The sequence below is a fragment of the Klebsiella sp. WP3-W18-ESBL-02 genome (assembly GCF_014168815.1).
Lineage (GTDB): Bacteria > Pseudomonadota > Gammaproteobacteria > Enterobacterales > Enterobacteriaceae > Kluyvera > Kluyvera ascorbata_B.
In genome coordinates this window covers 2,483,515-2,499,022 of the sequence record NZ_AP021972.1, presented here as the reverse complement: position 1 = coordinate 2,499,022, position 15,508 = coordinate 2,483,515, and the positions used below count along the sequence as shown (strand labels likewise).

The 15,508-nt window shown below is 56.0% G+C and carries 17 protein-coding genes and 2 pseudogenes; 17 read left to right on the top strand and 2 right to left on the bottom strand.

From position 1 onward, the window contains the following. Nucleotides 1–59: 59 nt before the first annotated feature. The 12 genes from H7R56_RS11860 to H7R56_RS11805 all read left to right on the top strand — a co-directional run bounded on the left by H7R56_RS11860 (nucleotide 60) and on the right by H7R56_RS11805 (nucleotide 9,082). Nucleotides 60–374 (top strand): phage tail assembly protein, encoded by a 315-nt coding sequence (locus tag H7R56_RS11860; protein ID WP_000084225.1) that lies wholly within the window; start codon nucleotides 60–62, stop codon nucleotides 372–374. Continuing rightward, nucleotides 340–477: a GpE family phage tail protein gene (locus H7R56_RS11855; RefSeq protein ID WP_001148841.1), complete on the top strand. Its 138-nt coding sequence runs from the start codon at nucleotides 340–342 to the stop codon at nucleotides 475–477. Before H7R56_RS11860 ends, H7R56_RS11855 begins: the two co-directional genes overlap by 35 nt. A 92-nt stretch (nucleotides 478–569) precedes the next feature. Then, a complete protein-coding gene (locus tag H7R56_RS11850) occupies nucleotides 570–3,035 on the top strand; it encodes a phage tail tape measure protein (RefSeq protein ID WP_048994549.1) in 2,466 nt (821 codons plus the stop codon). After that, nucleotides 3,035–3,919: a phage tail protein gene (locus tag H7R56_RS11845; RefSeq protein ID WP_048994547.1), complete on the top strand. Its 885-nt coding sequence runs from the start codon at nucleotides 3,035–3,037 to the stop codon at nucleotides 3,917–3,919. The genes H7R56_RS11850 and H7R56_RS11845 overlap by 1 nt, the downstream gene beginning before the upstream one ends. Continuing rightward, complete coding sequence (locus H7R56_RS11840) at nucleotides 3,919–4,131, top strand: tail protein X (RefSeq protein WP_179192287.1); 213 nt, start codon at nucleotides 3,919–3,921, stop codon at nucleotides 4,129–4,131. Before H7R56_RS11845 ends, H7R56_RS11840 begins: the two co-directional genes overlap by 1 nt. Beyond that, on the top strand, nucleotides 4,119–5,288 hold the full coding sequence (locus H7R56_RS11835; RefSeq protein WP_048994545.1) for a phage late control D family protein: 1,170 nt from the start codon (nucleotides 4,119–4,121) through the stop codon (nucleotides 5,286–5,288). Before H7R56_RS11840 ends, H7R56_RS11835 begins: the two co-directional genes overlap by 13 nt. Continuing rightward, nucleotides 5,288–5,800 (top strand): phage baseplate assembly protein V, encoded by a 513-nt coding sequence (locus H7R56_RS11830; RefSeq protein ID WP_048994544.1) that lies wholly within the window; start codon nucleotides 5,288–5,290, stop codon nucleotides 5,798–5,800. Before H7R56_RS11835 ends, H7R56_RS11830 begins: the two co-directional genes overlap by 1 nt. Nucleotides 5,801–5,854: 54 nt before the next feature. Further along, nucleotides 5,855–6,202, top strand: coding sequence for a GPW/gp25 family protein (locus H7R56_RS11825; RefSeq protein ID WP_000859115.1), 348 nt, complete (start codon nucleotides 5,855–5,857; stop codon nucleotides 6,200–6,202). Further along, entirely contained in the window at nucleotides 6,193–7,296 is a 1,104-nt protein-coding gene (locus H7R56_RS11820; RefSeq protein ID WP_006122457.1) for a baseplate assembly protein, read from the top strand. The genes H7R56_RS11825 and H7R56_RS11820 overlap by 10 nt, the downstream gene beginning before the upstream one ends. Then, complete coding sequence (locus H7R56_RS11815; RefSeq protein ID WP_016246279.1) at nucleotides 7,289–7,867, top strand: phage tail protein I; 579 nt, start codon at nucleotides 7,289–7,291, stop codon at nucleotides 7,865–7,867. Before H7R56_RS11820 ends, H7R56_RS11815 begins: the two co-directional genes overlap by 8 nt. Before the next feature lie 2 nt (nucleotides 7,868–7,869). Next, nucleotides 7,870–8,679, top strand: a complete 810-nt coding sequence (locus H7R56_RS27670; RefSeq protein WP_227674737.1) for a gp53-like domain-containing protein — start codon at nucleotides 7,870–7,872, stop codon at nucleotides 8,677–8,679. Between the two features lies 1 nt (nucleotide 8,680). After that, entirely contained in the window at nucleotides 8,681–9,082 is a 402-nt protein-coding gene (locus H7R56_RS11805; RefSeq protein ID WP_048994542.1) for a tail fiber assembly protein, read from the top strand. On the opposite strand, the gene H7R56_RS11800 is transcribed toward H7R56_RS11805, so the two are convergent. After that, a complete protein-coding gene (locus tag H7R56_RS11800; RefSeq protein ID WP_075210026.1) occupies nucleotides 9,030–9,653 on the bottom strand; it encodes a tail fiber assembly protein in 624 nt (207 codons plus the stop codon). The genes H7R56_RS11805 and H7R56_RS11800 overlap by 53 nt on opposite strands. After that, a complete protein-coding gene (locus tag H7R56_RS11795) occupies nucleotides 9,653–10,144 on the bottom strand; it encodes a phage tail protein (protein ID WP_182928693.1) in 492 nt (163 codons plus the stop codon). Before H7R56_RS11795 ends, H7R56_RS11800 begins: the two co-directional genes overlap by 1 nt. A 49-nt stretch (nucleotides 10,145–10,193) precedes the next feature. Between H7R56_RS11795 and H7R56_RS11790 the strand changes: the two genes are divergently transcribed. The 5 genes and pseudogenes from H7R56_RS11790 to narI form a co-directional block, all read left to right on the top strand. After that, nucleotides 10,194–10,775 (top strand): recombinase family protein, encoded by a 582-nt coding sequence (locus tag H7R56_RS11790; RefSeq protein WP_048994538.1) that lies wholly within the window; start codon nucleotides 10,194–10,196, stop codon nucleotides 10,773–10,775. Between the two features lie 70 nt (nucleotides 10,776–10,845). Then, nucleotides 10,846–12,810, top strand: a pseudogene (locus H7R56_RS11785) (nitrate reductase subunit alpha); the annotation flags it as partial. Then, on the top strand, nucleotides 12,807–14,333 hold the full coding sequence (gene narH, locus H7R56_RS11780; RefSeq protein ID WP_106926985.1) for a nitrate reductase subunit beta: 1,527 nt from the start codon (nucleotides 12,807–12,809) through the stop codon (nucleotides 14,331–14,333). The pseudogene H7R56_RS11785 and the gene narH, both read left to right, overlap by 4 nt. Next, nucleotides 14,333–15,028: a nitrate reductase molybdenum cofactor assembly chaperone gene (narW, locus tag H7R56_RS11775; RefSeq protein ID WP_106926983.1), complete on the top strand. Its 696-nt coding sequence runs from the start codon at nucleotides 14,333–14,335 to the stop codon at nucleotides 15,026–15,028. Before narH ends, narW begins: the two co-directional genes overlap by 1 nt. Beyond that, nucleotides 15,025–15,504 (top strand): annotated as a pseudogene (gene narI, locus H7R56_RS11770) (respiratory nitrate reductase subunit gamma); the annotation flags it as partial. The gene narW and the pseudogene narI, both read left to right, overlap by 4 nt. Nucleotides 15,505–15,508: the final 4 nt, after the last annotated feature.

Here is a 15,508-nt window from a genome sequence, read left to right as displayed (position 1 = left end):
TAATATCTGTCAGTCCCACCACCGGACATACTGCTCTGAACTTACACAGGAGCACGATCATGTCACAAACCCAATCCGATACTTTTAAGCTGTCTTACCCCTTCACCACAGCTGCTGGCACCAGAGTTGAGCAGGTTGAACTGAAACGCCTGACGGTCAAAGACCTGAAACAGGTACGCAAAATCAGCAAAGACCCGGCTGACTGGGACGAACCGCTGATTGCCCGCAGTACCGGTATTCTCCCGGAAGACCTCGATAACATGGATCTTGCTGACTACATGGAGCTGCAGAAACGATTTCAGCAAGTCACTGGGCTGGGTAAGAGCGACGAAAACGCTGATGCAGGCGCAGGGGCTGCTGGCGAGGTGGTTTAGATTTCAGCCGGGGGAGATTGATGCCCTTGATACTGACGATCTGGAGATGTGGCTGGAGCAGGCTGAAGAGCAAATCAAAAGCGAGTTCGGCGACAATCAGTAACTCCTCATCACTTAACAGCCGCCACACGCGGCTGTTCTGCATGCCTCTCAGACACTTTCCTTCCGTTTTTCCGCTTTCAGAGGATAACCACCGTGGCCAGTGAATTTTCAGTCGGCGTCATTATTGGCGGCATTGTCGGGAGCAGCTTCCGCTCAGCCGTCAGTGGCACCCGACGCGCCCTTGATTCCCTGGGGGATACATCCCGACGCCTGCAGGAGCGCCAGAACGCCTTAACCCGTGCAACTGAACGTTATGGCCAGTTAGGTTCTTCGCGGATGCAGCGCCTCAACAGTGAGCTGCTGCGGGTAAGCCGCACAATGGAGCAAATTGAACGCCAGCAGCGCCGTCTGTCAGCAGTATCAGCCACCAGTGATGCGCTGAAAGCTAACCGCATGGCGCTCTATGGCCAGGGGGCAGAGACTTATGGTATCGCCCGAACGCTGGGCGCACCGGTCATGGCCTCTGTCAAACAATATTCATCGTTTGAATCCCAGCTACGCGATATCAGTGTCACCGGTGATCTGGATTCAAGGCAGGAACAGGCCATCGGTACTGCCATTCGTCGGGCATCCCTGCAGGTCAATCAGCTCCAGGAATCTCTGTTGGGCGGCGTGGGTCAACTGGTTGCCGATGGCATGAATCCGCAGCAGGCAGCGACCTTTGCCGGGATGCTCGGTAAAGCGGCCACGGCCACCAAAGCGGATATGACTGACCTCGCAAAAATGACCTACGCCTTTAGCGATGCGCTGAAAATTACCGATGCCAGAGAGCTGGAGCAGGCGTTTGGGATTGCGGCAACCGGGGCCAAGCTAGGCTCGTTTGAGCTGAAGGATATGGCGAAAGCGTTACCCGGTATGGCCAAAGCCTTCGCTGCACGTGGTATTTACGGCAAAGACGCTATAACCCAGATCGTCGCCAGTCTGGAAGTGGGTAAAGGCAGCGGCTCAGCGGAAGAGGCCGTCACCAATATGTCAAACTGGCTGGCGGCAATGGGACGCGGAGATACCACGCAGAAATACGCTAAGGCTGGCGTGGATTACCAGGGATCAATGCAAAATTATGTAGCCCAGGGGTTCTCTCAATATGAAGCCTCCCTGATGATTGCCAACCGGTTTATCGACGGTAAAGGCAAGGCATTTGTGCAGCAATGGAAAGCGGCAGGCTCAAGAGGCGATCAGGAAGGCCAGCAGAAGCTGATGGAGTCCTTCGGACTGGCGGAAGTCTTTACCGATATCCAGACCGTGAACCATCTGCTGTCTATGCGTCAGGGCTGGGATAAGTACCAATCTAACAAGCAGGAAATGAACACTCCCTCTGCAATGTCTACGCTGGACAAGGATGCAGCGAAACAAAATGATACGCTCGAAGGACGTTGGCGCAGAACGCAGATTGGGTTTAACGACTCGGCCATTAGCATCGGAGAATCATTACGTCCGGCGTTGATCCAGTTGGGGGAAACATTCATCCCCTTAATGAACAGCGTTGGAAAATGGATAGCGGCTAATCCGCAACTCGTGAGCGGCACAATTCAAGTGATTGGCGCATTACTTGCGTTCAAGATGGCAACCATCGGCCTCAAGCTCGGGCTGAATCTCCTTATTTCACCTTTCGTCAACGTCTGGAAAAATGCCGTGCTCCTGCGGGCCAACTGGCTTCGCCTGACACTCGCGCTGGGTGAAGGCGGCAAACTTCGCTGGCTGGTGACCGGCTTCAGCGCCGTCGCCAGAGGAGCCAGAACTCTGGGGGGGGCGCTATCAGGCGGGCTGGTTCGCGGCATTATGATCGCCGGGCGTGCCGTTCTCTGGATTGGGCGGGCACTGCTGATGAATCCCATTGGTCTTGCTATCACCGCCGTCGCGGCGGCGGCTTACCTTATTTACCGCAACTGGGGCGCAGTCAGTAGCTGGTTTAAACAGCGCTGGGCTGACATTAAAGAGGCTTTTAACGGCGGTATCGTGGGGATTGGTAAGCTGCTGATTAACTGGTCGCCGGTTGGTCTGCTCTATAAAGCCTTTGCGGCTGCACTGAAATATCTCGGCGTTGATCTGCCCGCGAAGTTCACTGACTTCGGTGGCCATCTTATCGACGGGCTGATAAACGGCATCAAAAACAAATGGGAGTCGCTCAAAACCACCGTCACGGACATGGGCGACAGTGTCGGCGGCTGGTTCAAGGAAAAGCTGGGCATCCATTCGCCGAGCCGCGTGTTTATGGGCTTTGGTGACAACATCGCGCAGGGTGCCGCTATCGGCCTGCAGCGTACCACACCATTGGCCGCACTCGCGGGGCAACGTCTTGCCACCGAAATGACCCCGGACGTTCCCCGCATCCCGTCGCCGGAAATCATGGCTGCGGGATATTCAGGCCGTGGCGCAGCTGCAGCCGGAGGCGGAACATCTGGCGGTATTCAGGTCAGCTTTAACCCTCAGTTTTTCCTCAATGGCAAAGAAACCGCAGCGCCTGCCGGACTGACCGGCGCACTGAATATGAGCCTGCATGAACTGGAGAAAATGCTGGAACGTCTGCTGGCTCAGAAACAACGTCGGGGGTACGAATAATGTTTGCGGTACTGGGTGATATTGAGTTTGAACTGATTACCTACTGGGACGGCTTTGAGGCCACTTTCGGTGTCGATTATGCCGAACATGCCCGCATCGAGGGTAAGCCCGGCCTGCAGTTCGTCGGCGATAAGCTGGACGAAATCCAGATAAGCCTGGTCTTCCATCAGCATTATTGTGTGCCCGACGTGGAGCTGGCGAGACTGAGAACGGCCATGAAAGCCCATCAGGCGCTAGCGCTGGTCTTTGGTAACGGTGACTATCGCGGCTGGTTTGTGATTACCGACGTGACCGCGACCAGCGAGCAGACCGACAGCACCGGCAACGTGCTGGCCGTTAATGCCACTGCGTCTCTCCGGGAGTACATTGGCGACCCGAAAAACCCGCTGCAGCCGCCTGCAATCCGCACGCAGGTACCCGGCGTCGGGGCGGTCTCCGGTGCCGTTCCTTCGCCCTCCGGGGTGGCGCGGTACGTTCGCGACGGCGTCAACTATGCCAAACAGGCGCAGTCTGTTCTCCAGACCACCATCAGCGCCGTTCGGGTGGCGCAGAAAATGAAGGATAACCCCGCCGTTGCACTGACCCGCGTGCCGGGGCTGATGAGCGGGCTGGGCAACGTATCCGGGGCGTTAGGCCAGAGCGTTCCTGCGTTTAATGCGCTCTCTGAATCCATGCCTGATGCCATCAGTCTGGCCAGAGCCACCAGTGATGCGGCCACGTATGTACAACAGGCACAGTCTTCGCTGAGCGGAGTGGACGGCAGCAATATCGCAGCGGCGCTGGATGCCGTTTCCGGGCAGCTTAACTCCGCCAGTACCACCTTCACCCGTATGTCGCCGGGGTTAAGCACCATGGCAGCCAGAATACTGGCGAGGAGTGTGTGATGTTTCTTGAACATGTCACCCGTGACGGGGAGCGCTGGGACTCTCTCGCATGGCAGTACTATGGCGACACGCTGGGCTATCCCCGGATAATTGCCGCCAATCCGCACGTGGCCATCACGCCGGTGCTGCCCTCCGGGCTGTTGTTACTGATCCCGGTTATCGAAGCTGAAGAGGCCACAACAGAAGAGGATATTGCCCCATGGCTGAGATAAACAGCACTGCACAGGCCGCATCAGCGTTAACCGGCGTCAGCGATGTTCTGAGTCCGGTGTTCACGCTATGGTATCTGCAGAAGAACATCACCACCGATATCGCCCCCTATGTCACCCGCGTAACCTACAGCGATAACATCAAAAGCGAGTCCGATACCATTGAGGTGGAGCTGGACGACACCGATGGCCGCTGGCTGGATAAGTGGTATCCGGGCAAGGGGGATACGCTGACGCTGAAAATGGGTTATCAGGGCGAGACGCTGCTGTCCTGCGGTACGTTCTCTATAGACGAGATCGAGGTGAGTTCGCCCGCGTCCGTTGTCGCTATCCGGGGTGTGGCCACGTCGGTCAACAACGCCCTGCGGACAAAATCCAGTCGTGGTTTCGAGAGCACCACGCTGGCGGCTATCGCCGGACGGATTGCCAAAAAGCATCAGTTGAAGCTGGTTGGCAGTATTGAGTCCATCAAAATTGACCGGGTGACCCAGTATGCAGAAACGGACGTGGGCTTCCTGCGCCGACTGGCCAGCGAGTATGGTTATGCCGTGAAAGTGGTCAGCGACCAGCTGGTTTTTTCTCATCTTGCCACGCTGCGCGGTCAGGAGCCGGTCAGGCAGTTAAAGCCGCAGGATGTGGCCAGCTTTTCCCTGCGTGACACCATCAACCGCGTCTACAAATCAGCAAAGGTAAAACACCAGAAGAGCAGCGATAAAAAGCTGATCGTTTATGAAGCTGATGGCGGTACCAGCGAAAGCGACAAACAAACCAAAGGCGGTAAGGTCACCAGTGCCGACTCACTGAAGGTCAACAGCCGCGTCAGTGACCCGGACAGCGCCCGGATTAAAGCAGATTCGGCGCTGGCCAGACATAACGAATACCAGCAGAACGGCTCCCTGACGCTGATGGGGACGCCCCAGTTGACTGCAGGCAACAAAATTGAACTAGTGGGCTTTGGTCAGTTATCCGGGCCATGGCTGATAACCACTGCCCGCCATGCATTTGACCGTAACAGCGGCTACATCACCGAACTGGAGGTGGCACGAGGGCCGGTCACGCAGGGCAAGGCGAAGAAAGGTAAAAAGACCGGCAAAACCCAGACGCTGACCGTCTATAAACCGGACGGCAGCACCTCCACGGTAATAAAGGAGAAGAAATAATGGCAGGTGTCACCCGTCAGGTCGGCACGGTCAGCGCCGTTGATGCCGACAAGGTTCAGGCCCGCGTTCGTCTGCCTGAGTGCGATAACCTGCGCACTAACTGGCTTAACGTGCTGCAGCGCAATACCCAGGATAACAAGGATTACTGGCTCCCTGACGTGGGGGAGCAGGTTGAGGTGCTGCTCGATGCCAACGGCGAGGATGGTGTCATTCTGGGCGCGGTGTACTCAGACGTCGATAAACCACCGTTCAGCGACAAAAATGTCCGGGGCACAAAATACGCTGATGGTGCTGAGTTCAGCTATAACCGCGCGACCCATACGCTGACGGTTAAAGGCGGTATCGAGCATGTGGTGATCGAGGTTGCGGTGGGTATCAGCCTGAAGGGGAAAACTATTGATTTGACCGCTGACACCACCACGGTGAACGGCGACCTTGAAATCAACGGCAATGCCCACTCAACTGGCAGCATGCTCTCTGACGGCCAGAACTCCAATCATCACTCTCACTGACCTTCTTAAACGCCTTTAATATCGGCGTTCCCGCACAGGGGCAATGCTGCCCCCATGAAAACAACTTCCGTATTCTGGCAACCGGCTCTGCAGGCCCCTGGCGAAATCGTCCGGGGGCTGGATGATATCTGGCAGGCCATTCAAATCATACTGCGAACTCCTCGCGGCAGCGACCCGCATCGCCCGGAGTTCGGCAGCAACCTGCACCTTTATATCGACTGGCCCATCGACCGGGCTATTCCGCATGTGGTGCGCGAGTCCGTCGATGCCATCCGGCGCTGGGAGCCTCGCTGCCAGCTTATGTCGGTTAAACCTGCCGTCGACGGTGAACATCTTACGCTCCGGGTGAGCTGGAAAGGCTCTGACGGACAGCCCCGGACTCAGGAGCTTTTATGGCGCTGACAGAACCCGATTTCATTGAACGCGATGCCGACAAAATCACGGCTGAAATGATTGCTCAGTACGAAGCCGCAACCGGTAAAACGCTGTACCCCGCTCAGGCTGAACGCCTGTTGATTGACCTGTGGGCATACCGCGAAATGCTGGTCAGGGTGGCGGCGCAGGAAGCGGCCAAACAGAATCTGGTCGCCTTTGCCCGCGAGCCGATGATTGATTACCTCGGTGAACTGGTCGGTGTTTACCGCCTTGCCGCGCAGCCTGCCACCACCACGCTCCAGTTCTCCGTGGATGAGGCACTGGCCATTGACGTGCTGATTCCGGCAGGCACCCGCGTCAGCGCTTCCGACAGCATTATTTTTGCCACCGATACGGACGTGGTACTGAAAGCCGGATTGCTGCTGGTCAATGCCACGGCTACCTGTACCGAGCCGGGGGCAGCTGGCAACGGCTGGCAACCTGCGCAGGTCAGTCAGTTGCTTGATGAGATTGATAACGTCGACCTGCAGGTGACCAATCTGGCAGCCAGTTCTGGCGGTTCTGAGCAGGAAGACAATGACAGACTCCGCGAGCGTATCAAGCTGGCCCCGGAATCATTCACCAATGCCGGAAGCCGTATGGCATACCGCTTTCATGCCATGCAGGCCCATCCCAACATCGTCGATGTTGCGGTGCTTTCCCCGGTTCCCGGCACCGTAGAACTGTATCCGCTGCTCAGCACCGGCCTGCCGGACGACAGCATCCTCACGCTGGTAGAGAGTTTCTGCTCGGACGAAAAAGTCAGGCCGCTCACTGATACCGTGCGGGCTAAAACACCTGTGCAGGTGGATTACGCCATTGAAGCCAACATCACTATCTATCGTGACCAGGATGCTAACTCAATAAAGGACAACGCCAACAGCGCCATACAGAACTGGGTGGCGTCCCGTACCGCCACGCTGGGTCGCGATATTGTCCCCAGTCAGATTATCAGCGTGCTGTCCGTTGCCGGAGTGTATCAGGTCGAACTGGTGACACCGGTGCTGAAGGTGGTGGCAGAAAACGAATGGGCAAACTGTACGGCGATCACTCTTAACATGACCGGGGTGTCCGATGGCTGAGCCGTTACAACTTCCGCCACCGCTTGAGGGTGATATCAGCCTCAGAACGCTGGGAAGATTGGCCGGGCGGCTGGATAACATCGACCTGAGCGTACTGATGGTCTATCTCGTCGATATTGTCGACAGTTCCGCGCTGCCATGGCTGGGCGAGCAGTTCTCACTGTTCGGCGATGGCTGGGAGCTGGCGGAATCGGACGATGTACGCCGCATGCTTATCAAATCCGCTATCGAGCTGCACCGCTACAAAGGGACGCCGTGGTCAATCCGGGAAATTATCCGCCGTTTTGGCTTCGGCGAAGTGGATCTGATTGAAGGCACTGGCCAGATCGGCTACGACGGCAAACACACTTACAACGGGCTTTTCGTCCATGGCGATGCGGAAGCCTGGGCGGTTTATCGCGTCATCCTTCAACAGCCCATCACTAACGATCAGGCGGCGCTGTTACGCCAGACGCTCGCTGCTTTTGCTCCGGCCCGCTGCCATCTGGCAAGCCTGGAGTATCAGTCTGTCGCCATTCGCTACAACAACACCGTCAACTATGACGGCAGCTATAACCACGGGAGCAGTTAATTATGGCAAACCTACCCGAAACCCCGCAGTGGGAAGAAGGCATCTACCAGATTGAGGTCTCTGACCCCGTTCTGGGCGGGTCTGACGGAATTTCTAACCGTCAGGGTAAACAACTGGCCAGCCGCACGCTGTACCTGAAACAACAGGTTGAGAAAGGCGGTACAGACCTTGCGAAACACATCGCGGCAGCAGACCCGCATACACAGTACGCACCGAAAGCCAGCCCGACATTCACCGGCACGCCAACAGCGCCCACGCCTGCAAATAGCGATAACAGCAAGAAGCTGGCGACGACGGAGTTTGTGGCCAAAGCACTTGCGGCTCTTGCAGGCAGCGCCCCTGAGACGCTGGATACGCTTAAAGAGTTGGCGGATGCCCTCGGTAACGATCCGAATTTTGCGACCACGGTGCTTAACAAACTGGCGGAGAAGCTGGCCAAAGACCAGAACGGCGCAGATATTCCTGACCCGGCGCTCTTTGTCAAAAACCTTGGTTTAAGAGCAGCGGTGACAGGTACTGAATCCATGCTACGAATTCCTGCATTTATTAATGGCAAACCGGGTGAGTATGTTGTTCAGACACAAATATTGAGCAGCACCACAAGCAACGGCTTGATCGTCTTTCCAGAGGCATTTAACAATAAGTGCATGATAATCATTGCCGTTGATTATGCTTCTGCTGCTGTTGATAACTCTCGCGTCAGATTTAACATACCTACAAAATCGCAGTGTGAATGGTATGGGCAGACCATGTCCGTCAATCCAACTCCCGCTAACCCGTCCACGTGGGCATGGCTGGCAATAGGATATTAATATGAAATATTTCACAGCAAAACCGATTGGTCTCTATGACGATGAAAATAATGTCATCCCTACTGATGCTATCAGCATTAGCGAGGAACTGTACCTGCGTTTACTGGAAGGGCAGCGTAATGGTAAATTTATTCAAGCTGATTCTGCTGGTACTCCTGTGCTTGTCGAAGAGCTATCGCTAACGCATTCAGAACAAATTGAGATTGCCAGAAGTCAGCGTGCAGTACTTCTCTCAACAGCTAATGTAGAAATCGCATGGAGACAAGATGCAGTCGATGCAGGAATAGCGACGGAGGAAGAAACCGCCGCTTTAACTGAATGGAAGAAATACCGGGTGCAGTTGATGAGGGTTAATCCAGAGAAACCTGAATGGCCTCCTCTCCCGGGTGCGGGGGCCAACTGATATCCGGTGCGGTGCTGGTATCGACTTTAGTCAGTTTGTAGCGGTATCGCTGCCATTCGGCCAGGCGTGGCACTTCGGCATCATCGATATAGCCCCCTGCCTGAGCATCCACTAGTGGGGCGATAATCGTTGTCGCCTCAGCCAGTAATGTTGTTTTCCTCTGTTCTGCTATCGCTACGTCTGCTATGTGTTGTTTTGCAATATCCGTCACCCAGCTATTACCTTCCCATGTATCGTATGGCGTGGCAGGTGCCTGTGTAGTGGTATTCTCTGGGTAACTTCCAGGCAAAGAGATGATTACTGCTTCACCGGTTTCAGTGTTATATACTGTTTCACCACGATGGTCGGTAACATACTCCCAGGAGGTAAAATCTTCTGTTCGACAAACAGTAAAGCCATCTTTACTGTTACCTGGAGCATCAATGCAGGAATTAGCCGGAATGCCAACCCCCACAGCCAGATATTCAACTGTTGAATCAAGATATTCTCGTGTCTCGCCGTCGTAGTTATAGACGGTAATATTACCTGCCACTGTAGCGATAAGTTCGCTGTTCAGTTCTGCTTTCATCATCATGCTGCTCTCACGATGTAGTTAAATGCAATATTGCGCGGACGAGTTTCATTCCCACCATTACCCGCTGTACCGTATTTGCCGTTGAACTTTCCATTTACAGAGCCGCCAGCCCAAACTGCATTGTCAGTCGATAGCAATAAATCTCCTTCTCGGTCGTTCGGTGTTAATACGCTTGAATCCCACGCATCCCAGGCAGTAACTCCGTGGTTATGCGAACGAAAACTATCAGCTTGTCCTTCTAGCAGCATTCGCCCGCCGTCTACTCCCCGCCCGTCATCCCAGCCACGGATAAACTCGCCGCGCAGGTCTGGAAGTTTCAGCGCCGGATATGCCTGCGCCAGTTTAGGGTACTGCGCTGCTGTGAACGCTGCTCCGTTGCACTTGAGCCACCCCGTTGGTAACGTTGCTGACGGCCACGGAATGGGCACGCCAACCGGCAAAGCAGAGCCTTCTCCTAAACCAAGGTTTTTGGAAAAGCGGTTACACATAGCGAAATCTGTAAAAATCCTCCCGCTGCGACATAGAGGAGGAGAATTGATGGCCATCATTGGTTATATCCGCGTATCAACAATCGACCAGAACAGCGATTTACAGCGTAATGCACTCACAAGCGCAAACTGTGACCGCATTTTTGAAGACCGTATGAGTGGAAAAGTTGCCAGCCGTCCCGGTCTGAAACGCGCTTTAAAGTGCGTTAATAGCGGAGACACCCTGGTCGTGTGGAAACTGGACAGGCTGGGGCGCAGCGTTAAGAACCTGATCGCACTGATATCAGAGTTACATGAACGCGGTGCCCACTTCCGCTCTTTAACAGACAGTATTGATACCAGCACTGCCATGGGGCGCTTCTTTTTCCACGTGATGTCGGCACTGGCGGAGATGGAACGCGAGCTAATCGTCGAACGGACAGTGGCCGGGCTGGCAGCAGCCAGAGCACAAGGACGCGTAGGTGGAAGGCCCAACGCATTAAAAGTGCATGAACGAGAGCAGATTGGGCGGCTATTGGCGAAGGGGCACACCCGCCAGCAGTTGGCCATTATCTATGGTGTAGGGTTATCGACGCTTTACCGATACTTTCCGGTGGATGGTCAGAGGAAGGATAACGCAGTAGGAATGTAATTCTTTTGCGAATATTGAAACGCCGCAGCGATGCCATTTATCTCACGGAAATGGGCGCATTTATCGCGCGGCGCATCAGCTGGACTGGAACCGCCCGCCGCGTCAGATGAACAGTACCTCCTACTTCTACAATCACGCCAGTCAGTGGCGCTACGAGAAGCTGACCGCGCAGGAACTGCTTTCCCCGCTGGCCGATCCGGCGAAATATACCGGCCATCTGATCGACTTTAACGTTCGCGCCGAACGTATGGGCTGGCTGCCATCTGCACCGCAGCTCAACCTCAACCCGCTGAGTCTGAAAGCCAAAGCCGAAGCCGCCGGCATGACGCCGCAGGCGTACACCGTGCAGGCGCTGAAGTCCGGCGACATCCGTTTTGCCAGTGAACAGCCGGATAGCGGGCAGAACCATCCGCGCAACATGTTCATCTGGCGCTCTAACCTGCTGGGATCTTCCGGCAAAGGACATGAATACATGCTGAAGTACCTGCTGGGTGCGGACAGCGGTATTCAGGGGGAAGAATTGGGTTCGACCGATGACGTTAAACCGGAAGAGGTCGAGTGGCAGACTGCAGCCCTTGAAGGCAAGCTGGATCTGCTGGTGACGCTCGATTTCCGCATGTCCAGCACCTGCCTGTTCTCCGATATCGTCCTGCCGACCGCCACCTGGTACGAAAAAGACGACATGAACACGTCAGACATGCACCCGTTTATCCACCCGCTTTCCGCCGCCGTCGACCCGGCGTGGGAATCGAAAAGTGACTGGGAGATCTACAAAGGCATCGCCAAAGCATTTTCGAGCATCTGCCAGGGCCATCTGGGGACCGAAACCGACGTCGTGCTGCAACCGTTACAGCACGACTCGCCGGCAGAACTGGCCCAGCCGTTTGCGATCCAGGACTGGCGCAAAGGCGAATGTGACCTGATCCCGGGCAAAACCGCACCGAATATCATCGCCGTCGAGCGCGACTATCCGGCCACCTACGAGCGCTTTACCTCGCTGGGGCCGCTGATGGATAAACTCGGCAACGGCGGTAAAGGCATTGGCTGGAAAACCCAGACCGAAGTCGATTTCCTCGGCAAGCTCAACTACGTCAAGCTCGACGGCCCGGCCAAAGGCCGCCCGTGTATTGAGACCGCGATAGATGCCGCAGAAGTGATCCTCGCCCTCGCCCCGGAAACCAACGGTCAGGTAGCCGTGAAGGCCTGGGAAGCGCTGGCGGAATTTACCGGCCGCGAACACGCGCACCTGGCGCTCAACAAGGAAGATGAAAAAATCCGCTTCCGCGACATTCAGGCGCAGCCGCGTAAAATTATCTCCAGCCCCACCTGGTCGGGTCTGGAAGATGAACATGTCTCGTACAACGCGGGCTACACCAACGTACACGAGCTGATCCCATGGCGTACCGTTTCCGGTCGTCAGTCGCTGTACCAGGATCACCCGTGGATGCGCGACTTCGGCGAAAGCCTGGTGGCCTACCGTCCGCCTATCGATACCCGCAGCGTCAGTCAGATGAACGCAATACCGCCAAACGGGTTCCCGGAAAAAGCGCTCAACTTCCTGACGCCGCACCAGAAATGGGGTATTCACTCCACCTACAGCGAGAACCTGCTGATGCTGACGCTGTCGCGCGGCGGGCCGATCGTCTGGCTGAGTGAAACCGACGCCAAAGAACTGGGCATTGCCGATAACGACTGGATTGAAGCCTTCAACGCTAACGGTGCGCTGACCGCCCGCGCGGTGGTCAGCCAGCGCGTGCCGCCGGGCATGACCATGATGTATCACGCCCAGGAGCGTCTGATGAATATTCCAGGCTCGGAGGTCACCGGTCGACGCGGCGGTATCCACAACTCGGTCACGCGTATTTGCCCGAAACCTACCCATATGATTGGCGGCTATGCGCAGCTTGCCTACAGCTTTAACTACTACGGCACGGTCGGTTCGAACCGCGATGAGTTCATTATGATCCGCAAAATGAAAAATATTAATTGGCTGGACGATGAAGGCCATGACCAGGTACAGGAGGCGGCAAAATGAAGATTCGCTCGCAGGTTGGGATGGTGTTAAATCTTGATAAATGCATTGGCTGCCATACCTGCTCCGTGACCTGTAAAAACGTCTGGAGCAGCCGCGAAGGCATGGAATATGCGTGGTTCAACAACGTGGAAACCAAACCGGGCATCGGTTTCCCGAAGGATTGGGAAAACCAGGAAAAGTGGCAAGGTGGTTGGGTACGCGGTATATCCGGTAAGCTGACGCCGCGCCTCGGCGGGCGTATTGGCGTGCTGTCGAAAATATTCGCCAACCCGCTGATCCCGGGGATTGACGACTATTACGAGCCGTTCACCTACGATTACCAGCATCTGCACAACGCGCCGGAAGGCAAACATCTGCCAACCGCCCGCCCGCGCTCGCTGATCAGCGGGCAGCGGATGAACAAAATTGAATGGGGCCCGAACTGGGAAGAACTGCTCGGCGGCGAATTCGAAAAGCGCGCCCACGACCATAACTTCCAGGAAATGCAAAAGGAGATGTACGGTCAGTTTGAAAACACCTTCATGATGTACCTGCCGCGTCTGTGCGAACACTGCCTGAACCCAAGCTGCGTTGCCACCTGTCCAAGCGGTGCTATCTACAAGCGTGAAGAAGACGGCATTGTGCTGATCGATCAGGACAAATGCCGCGGCTGGCGTATGTGCATCAGCGGCTGTCCGTACAAAAAAATCTACTTCAACTGGAAGAGCGGCAAGTCGGAAAAATGCATCTTCTGCTACCCGCGCATCGAGTCCGGCCAGCCGACCGTGTGCTCGGAAACCTGCGTTGGCCGCATCCGCTACCTGGGCGTGCTGCTGTACGATGCTGACCGCATTGAAGAGGCCGCCAGCACCGAGAAAGAAACCGATCTTTATGAACGCCAGTGCGATGTGTTCCTCGACCCACACGACCCGGCGGTGATTGAAGAAGCGCTAAAACAAGGCATCACCCAGAACACCCTCGACGCCGCCCAGCGTTCGCCGGTATACAAAATGGCGATGGACTGGAAGCTGGCGCTGCCGCTGCATCCAGAATACCGTACCCTGCCAATGGTCTGGTACGTGCCGCCGCTGTCGCCGATTCAGTCCGTTGCGGACGCAGGCGGCCTGCCGAAAACCGACAGCATTCTGCCAGCGGTCGAAAGCCTGCGTATTCCGGTACAGTACCTGGCAAATATGCTAAGTGCGGGCGACACCGGCCCGGTGCTGCGCGCGCTGAAACGCATGATGGCCATGCGTCACTACAAACGCTCGCAGACCGTTGAAGGGGTCACCGACACGCGCGCGCTGGAAGAAGTGGGCTTAAGCGTCGAACAGGTTGAAGAAATGTACCGCTACCTGGCGATTGCCAACTACGAAGATCGTTTCGTGATCCCCACCAGCCATCGTGAAATGGCGGAAGATGCCTTCCCGGAAAGCAAGGGCTGCGGCTTCACCTTCGGCGACGGTTGTCACGGGTCGGACACCAAGTTCAACCTGTTTAACAGCCACCGTATTGATGCCATCAACATCGGGGAGAAAGACTAATGCGAGTCCTGAAAATCATCGGGCTGCTGCTGGAGTACCCCGATGAGCTAAGCTGGGACAACAAGGCGGAGCTGTTTGCGCTGATTGACAGCGACGCCCCGGCGCTGCGTCCCTTCCTTGAACAACATCTGGCGGCCTCGCTGCTTGATAAGCAGGCTGAATGGTGCGAAATTTTCGAGCGCGGGCGCGCGACGTCACTCATGCTGTTTGAGCACGTGCATGCGGAATCCCGCGACCGTGGTCAGGCGATGGTTGAGCTCATGTCGCAGTATGAACAGGCCGGTTTGCAGCTCGACTGCCGCGAACTGCCTGACCATCTGCCGCTCTATCTTGAGTATCTCAGCATTCTGCCACAGGCTCAGGCGCAGGAAGGCCTGCAAAACGTCGCGCCGATTCTGGCGCTGATTGGCGGGCGGCTGAAACAGCGCCAGGCACCGTGGTATCAGCTGTTCGACACCCTGCTGTCATTGGCGAAAACATCATTATCAAGTGACAGTGTCACAAAACAGGTGGCGGGTGAAGCGCGAGATGATACCCGTCAGGCGCTGGACGCAGTCTGGGAAGAAGAACAGGTGAAGTTTATCGAAGATAACGCCACCGCCTGTGACAGTTCCCCACTGCAAAGTTATCAACGACGCTTTAGCCAGGACGTGGCGCCACAGTATGTCGACGTCCGTGCGGGAGGCCCGAAATGATACAGTACCTCAACGTCTTTTTTTACGATATCTACCCTTACCTCTGCGGCACGGTGTTCCTGCTGGGCAGCTGGCTGCGCTACGACTACGGTCAGTACACGTGGCGCGCCTCCTCCAGCCAGATGCTCGACAAGCGCGGAATGGTGATTTGGTCCAACCTGTTCCACGTCGGTATTCTGGGGATCTTCTTCGGCCACTTCTTCGGCATGCTGACGCCGCACTGGGTCTATGAATCCTGGCTGCCGCTGTCGCAGAAACAGCTGATGGCGATGATTCTCGGCGGTGCCTGTGGGGTAATGACGCTGGTCGGCGGCGCTGGTCTGCTGATTCGTCGTCTGTTCAACCCGCGCATTCGCGCAACCTCATCGACGGCGGATATTCTGATCCTCAGTATTTTGCTGATCCAGTGCTGCCTCGGCCTGACCACCATTCCGTTCTCCGCGCAGCACCCTGACGGCAGCGAAATGCTGAAGCTAGGGA

Bases quoted from the DNA above. Each gene is read 5' to 3' on its own strand.
- H7R56_RS11860 (WP_000084225.1), top strand. From the start codon at position 60: ATGTCACAAACCCAATCCGATACTTTTAAGCTGTCTTACCCCTTCACC.
- H7R56_RS11855 (WP_001148841.1), top strand. From the start codon at position 340: ATGCAGGCGCAGGGGCTGCTGGCGAGGTGGTTTAGATTTCAGCCGGGG.
- H7R56_RS11845 (WP_048994547.1), top strand. From the start codon at position 3,035: ATGTTTGCGGTACTGGGTGATATTGAGTTTGAACTGATTACCTACTGG.
- H7R56_RS11840 (WP_179192287.1), top strand. From the start codon at position 3,919: ATGTTTCTTGAACATGTCACCCGTGACGGGGAGCGCTGGGACTCTCTC.
- H7R56_RS11835 (WP_048994545.1), top strand. From the start codon at position 4,119: ATGGCTGAGATAAACAGCACTGCACAGGCCGCATCAGCGTTAACCGGC.
- H7R56_RS11830 (WP_048994544.1), top strand. From the start codon at position 5,288: ATGGCAGGTGTCACCCGTCAGGTCGGCACGGTCAGCGCCGTTGATGCC.
- H7R56_RS11825 (WP_000859115.1), top strand. From the start codon at position 5,855: ATGAAAACAACTTCCGTATTCTGGCAACCGGCTCTGCAGGCCCCTGGC.
- H7R56_RS11820 (WP_006122457.1), top strand. From the start codon at position 6,193: ATGGCGCTGACAGAACCCGATTTCATTGAACGCGATGCCGACAAAATC.
- H7R56_RS11815 (WP_016246279.1), top strand. From the start codon at position 7,289: ATGGCTGAGCCGTTACAACTTCCGCCACCGCTTGAGGGTGATATCAGC.
- H7R56_RS27670 (WP_227674737.1), top strand. From the start codon at position 7,870: ATGGCAAACCTACCCGAAACCCCGCAGTGGGAAGAAGGCATCTACCAG.
- H7R56_RS11805 (WP_048994542.1), top strand. From the start codon at position 8,681: ATGAAATATTTCACAGCAAAACCGATTGGTCTCTATGACGATGAAAAT.
- H7R56_RS11800 (WP_075210026.1), bottom strand. From the start codon at position 9,653: ATGATGAAAGCAGAACTGAACAGCGAACTTATCGCTACAGTGGCAGGT.
- H7R56_RS11795 (WP_182928693.1), bottom strand. From the start codon at position 10,144: ATGTGTAACCGCTTTTCCAAAAACCTTGGTTTAGGAGAAGGCTCTGCT.
- H7R56_RS11790 (WP_048994538.1), top strand. From the start codon at position 10,194: ATGGCCATCATTGGTTATATCCGCGTATCAACAATCGACCAGAACAGC.
- narH (WP_106926985.1), top strand. From the start codon at position 12,807: ATGAAGATTCGCTCGCAGGTTGGGATGGTGTTAAATCTTGATAAATGC.
- narW (WP_106926983.1), top strand. From the start codon at position 14,333: ATGCGAGTCCTGAAAATCATCGGGCTGCTGCTGGAGTACCCCGATGAG.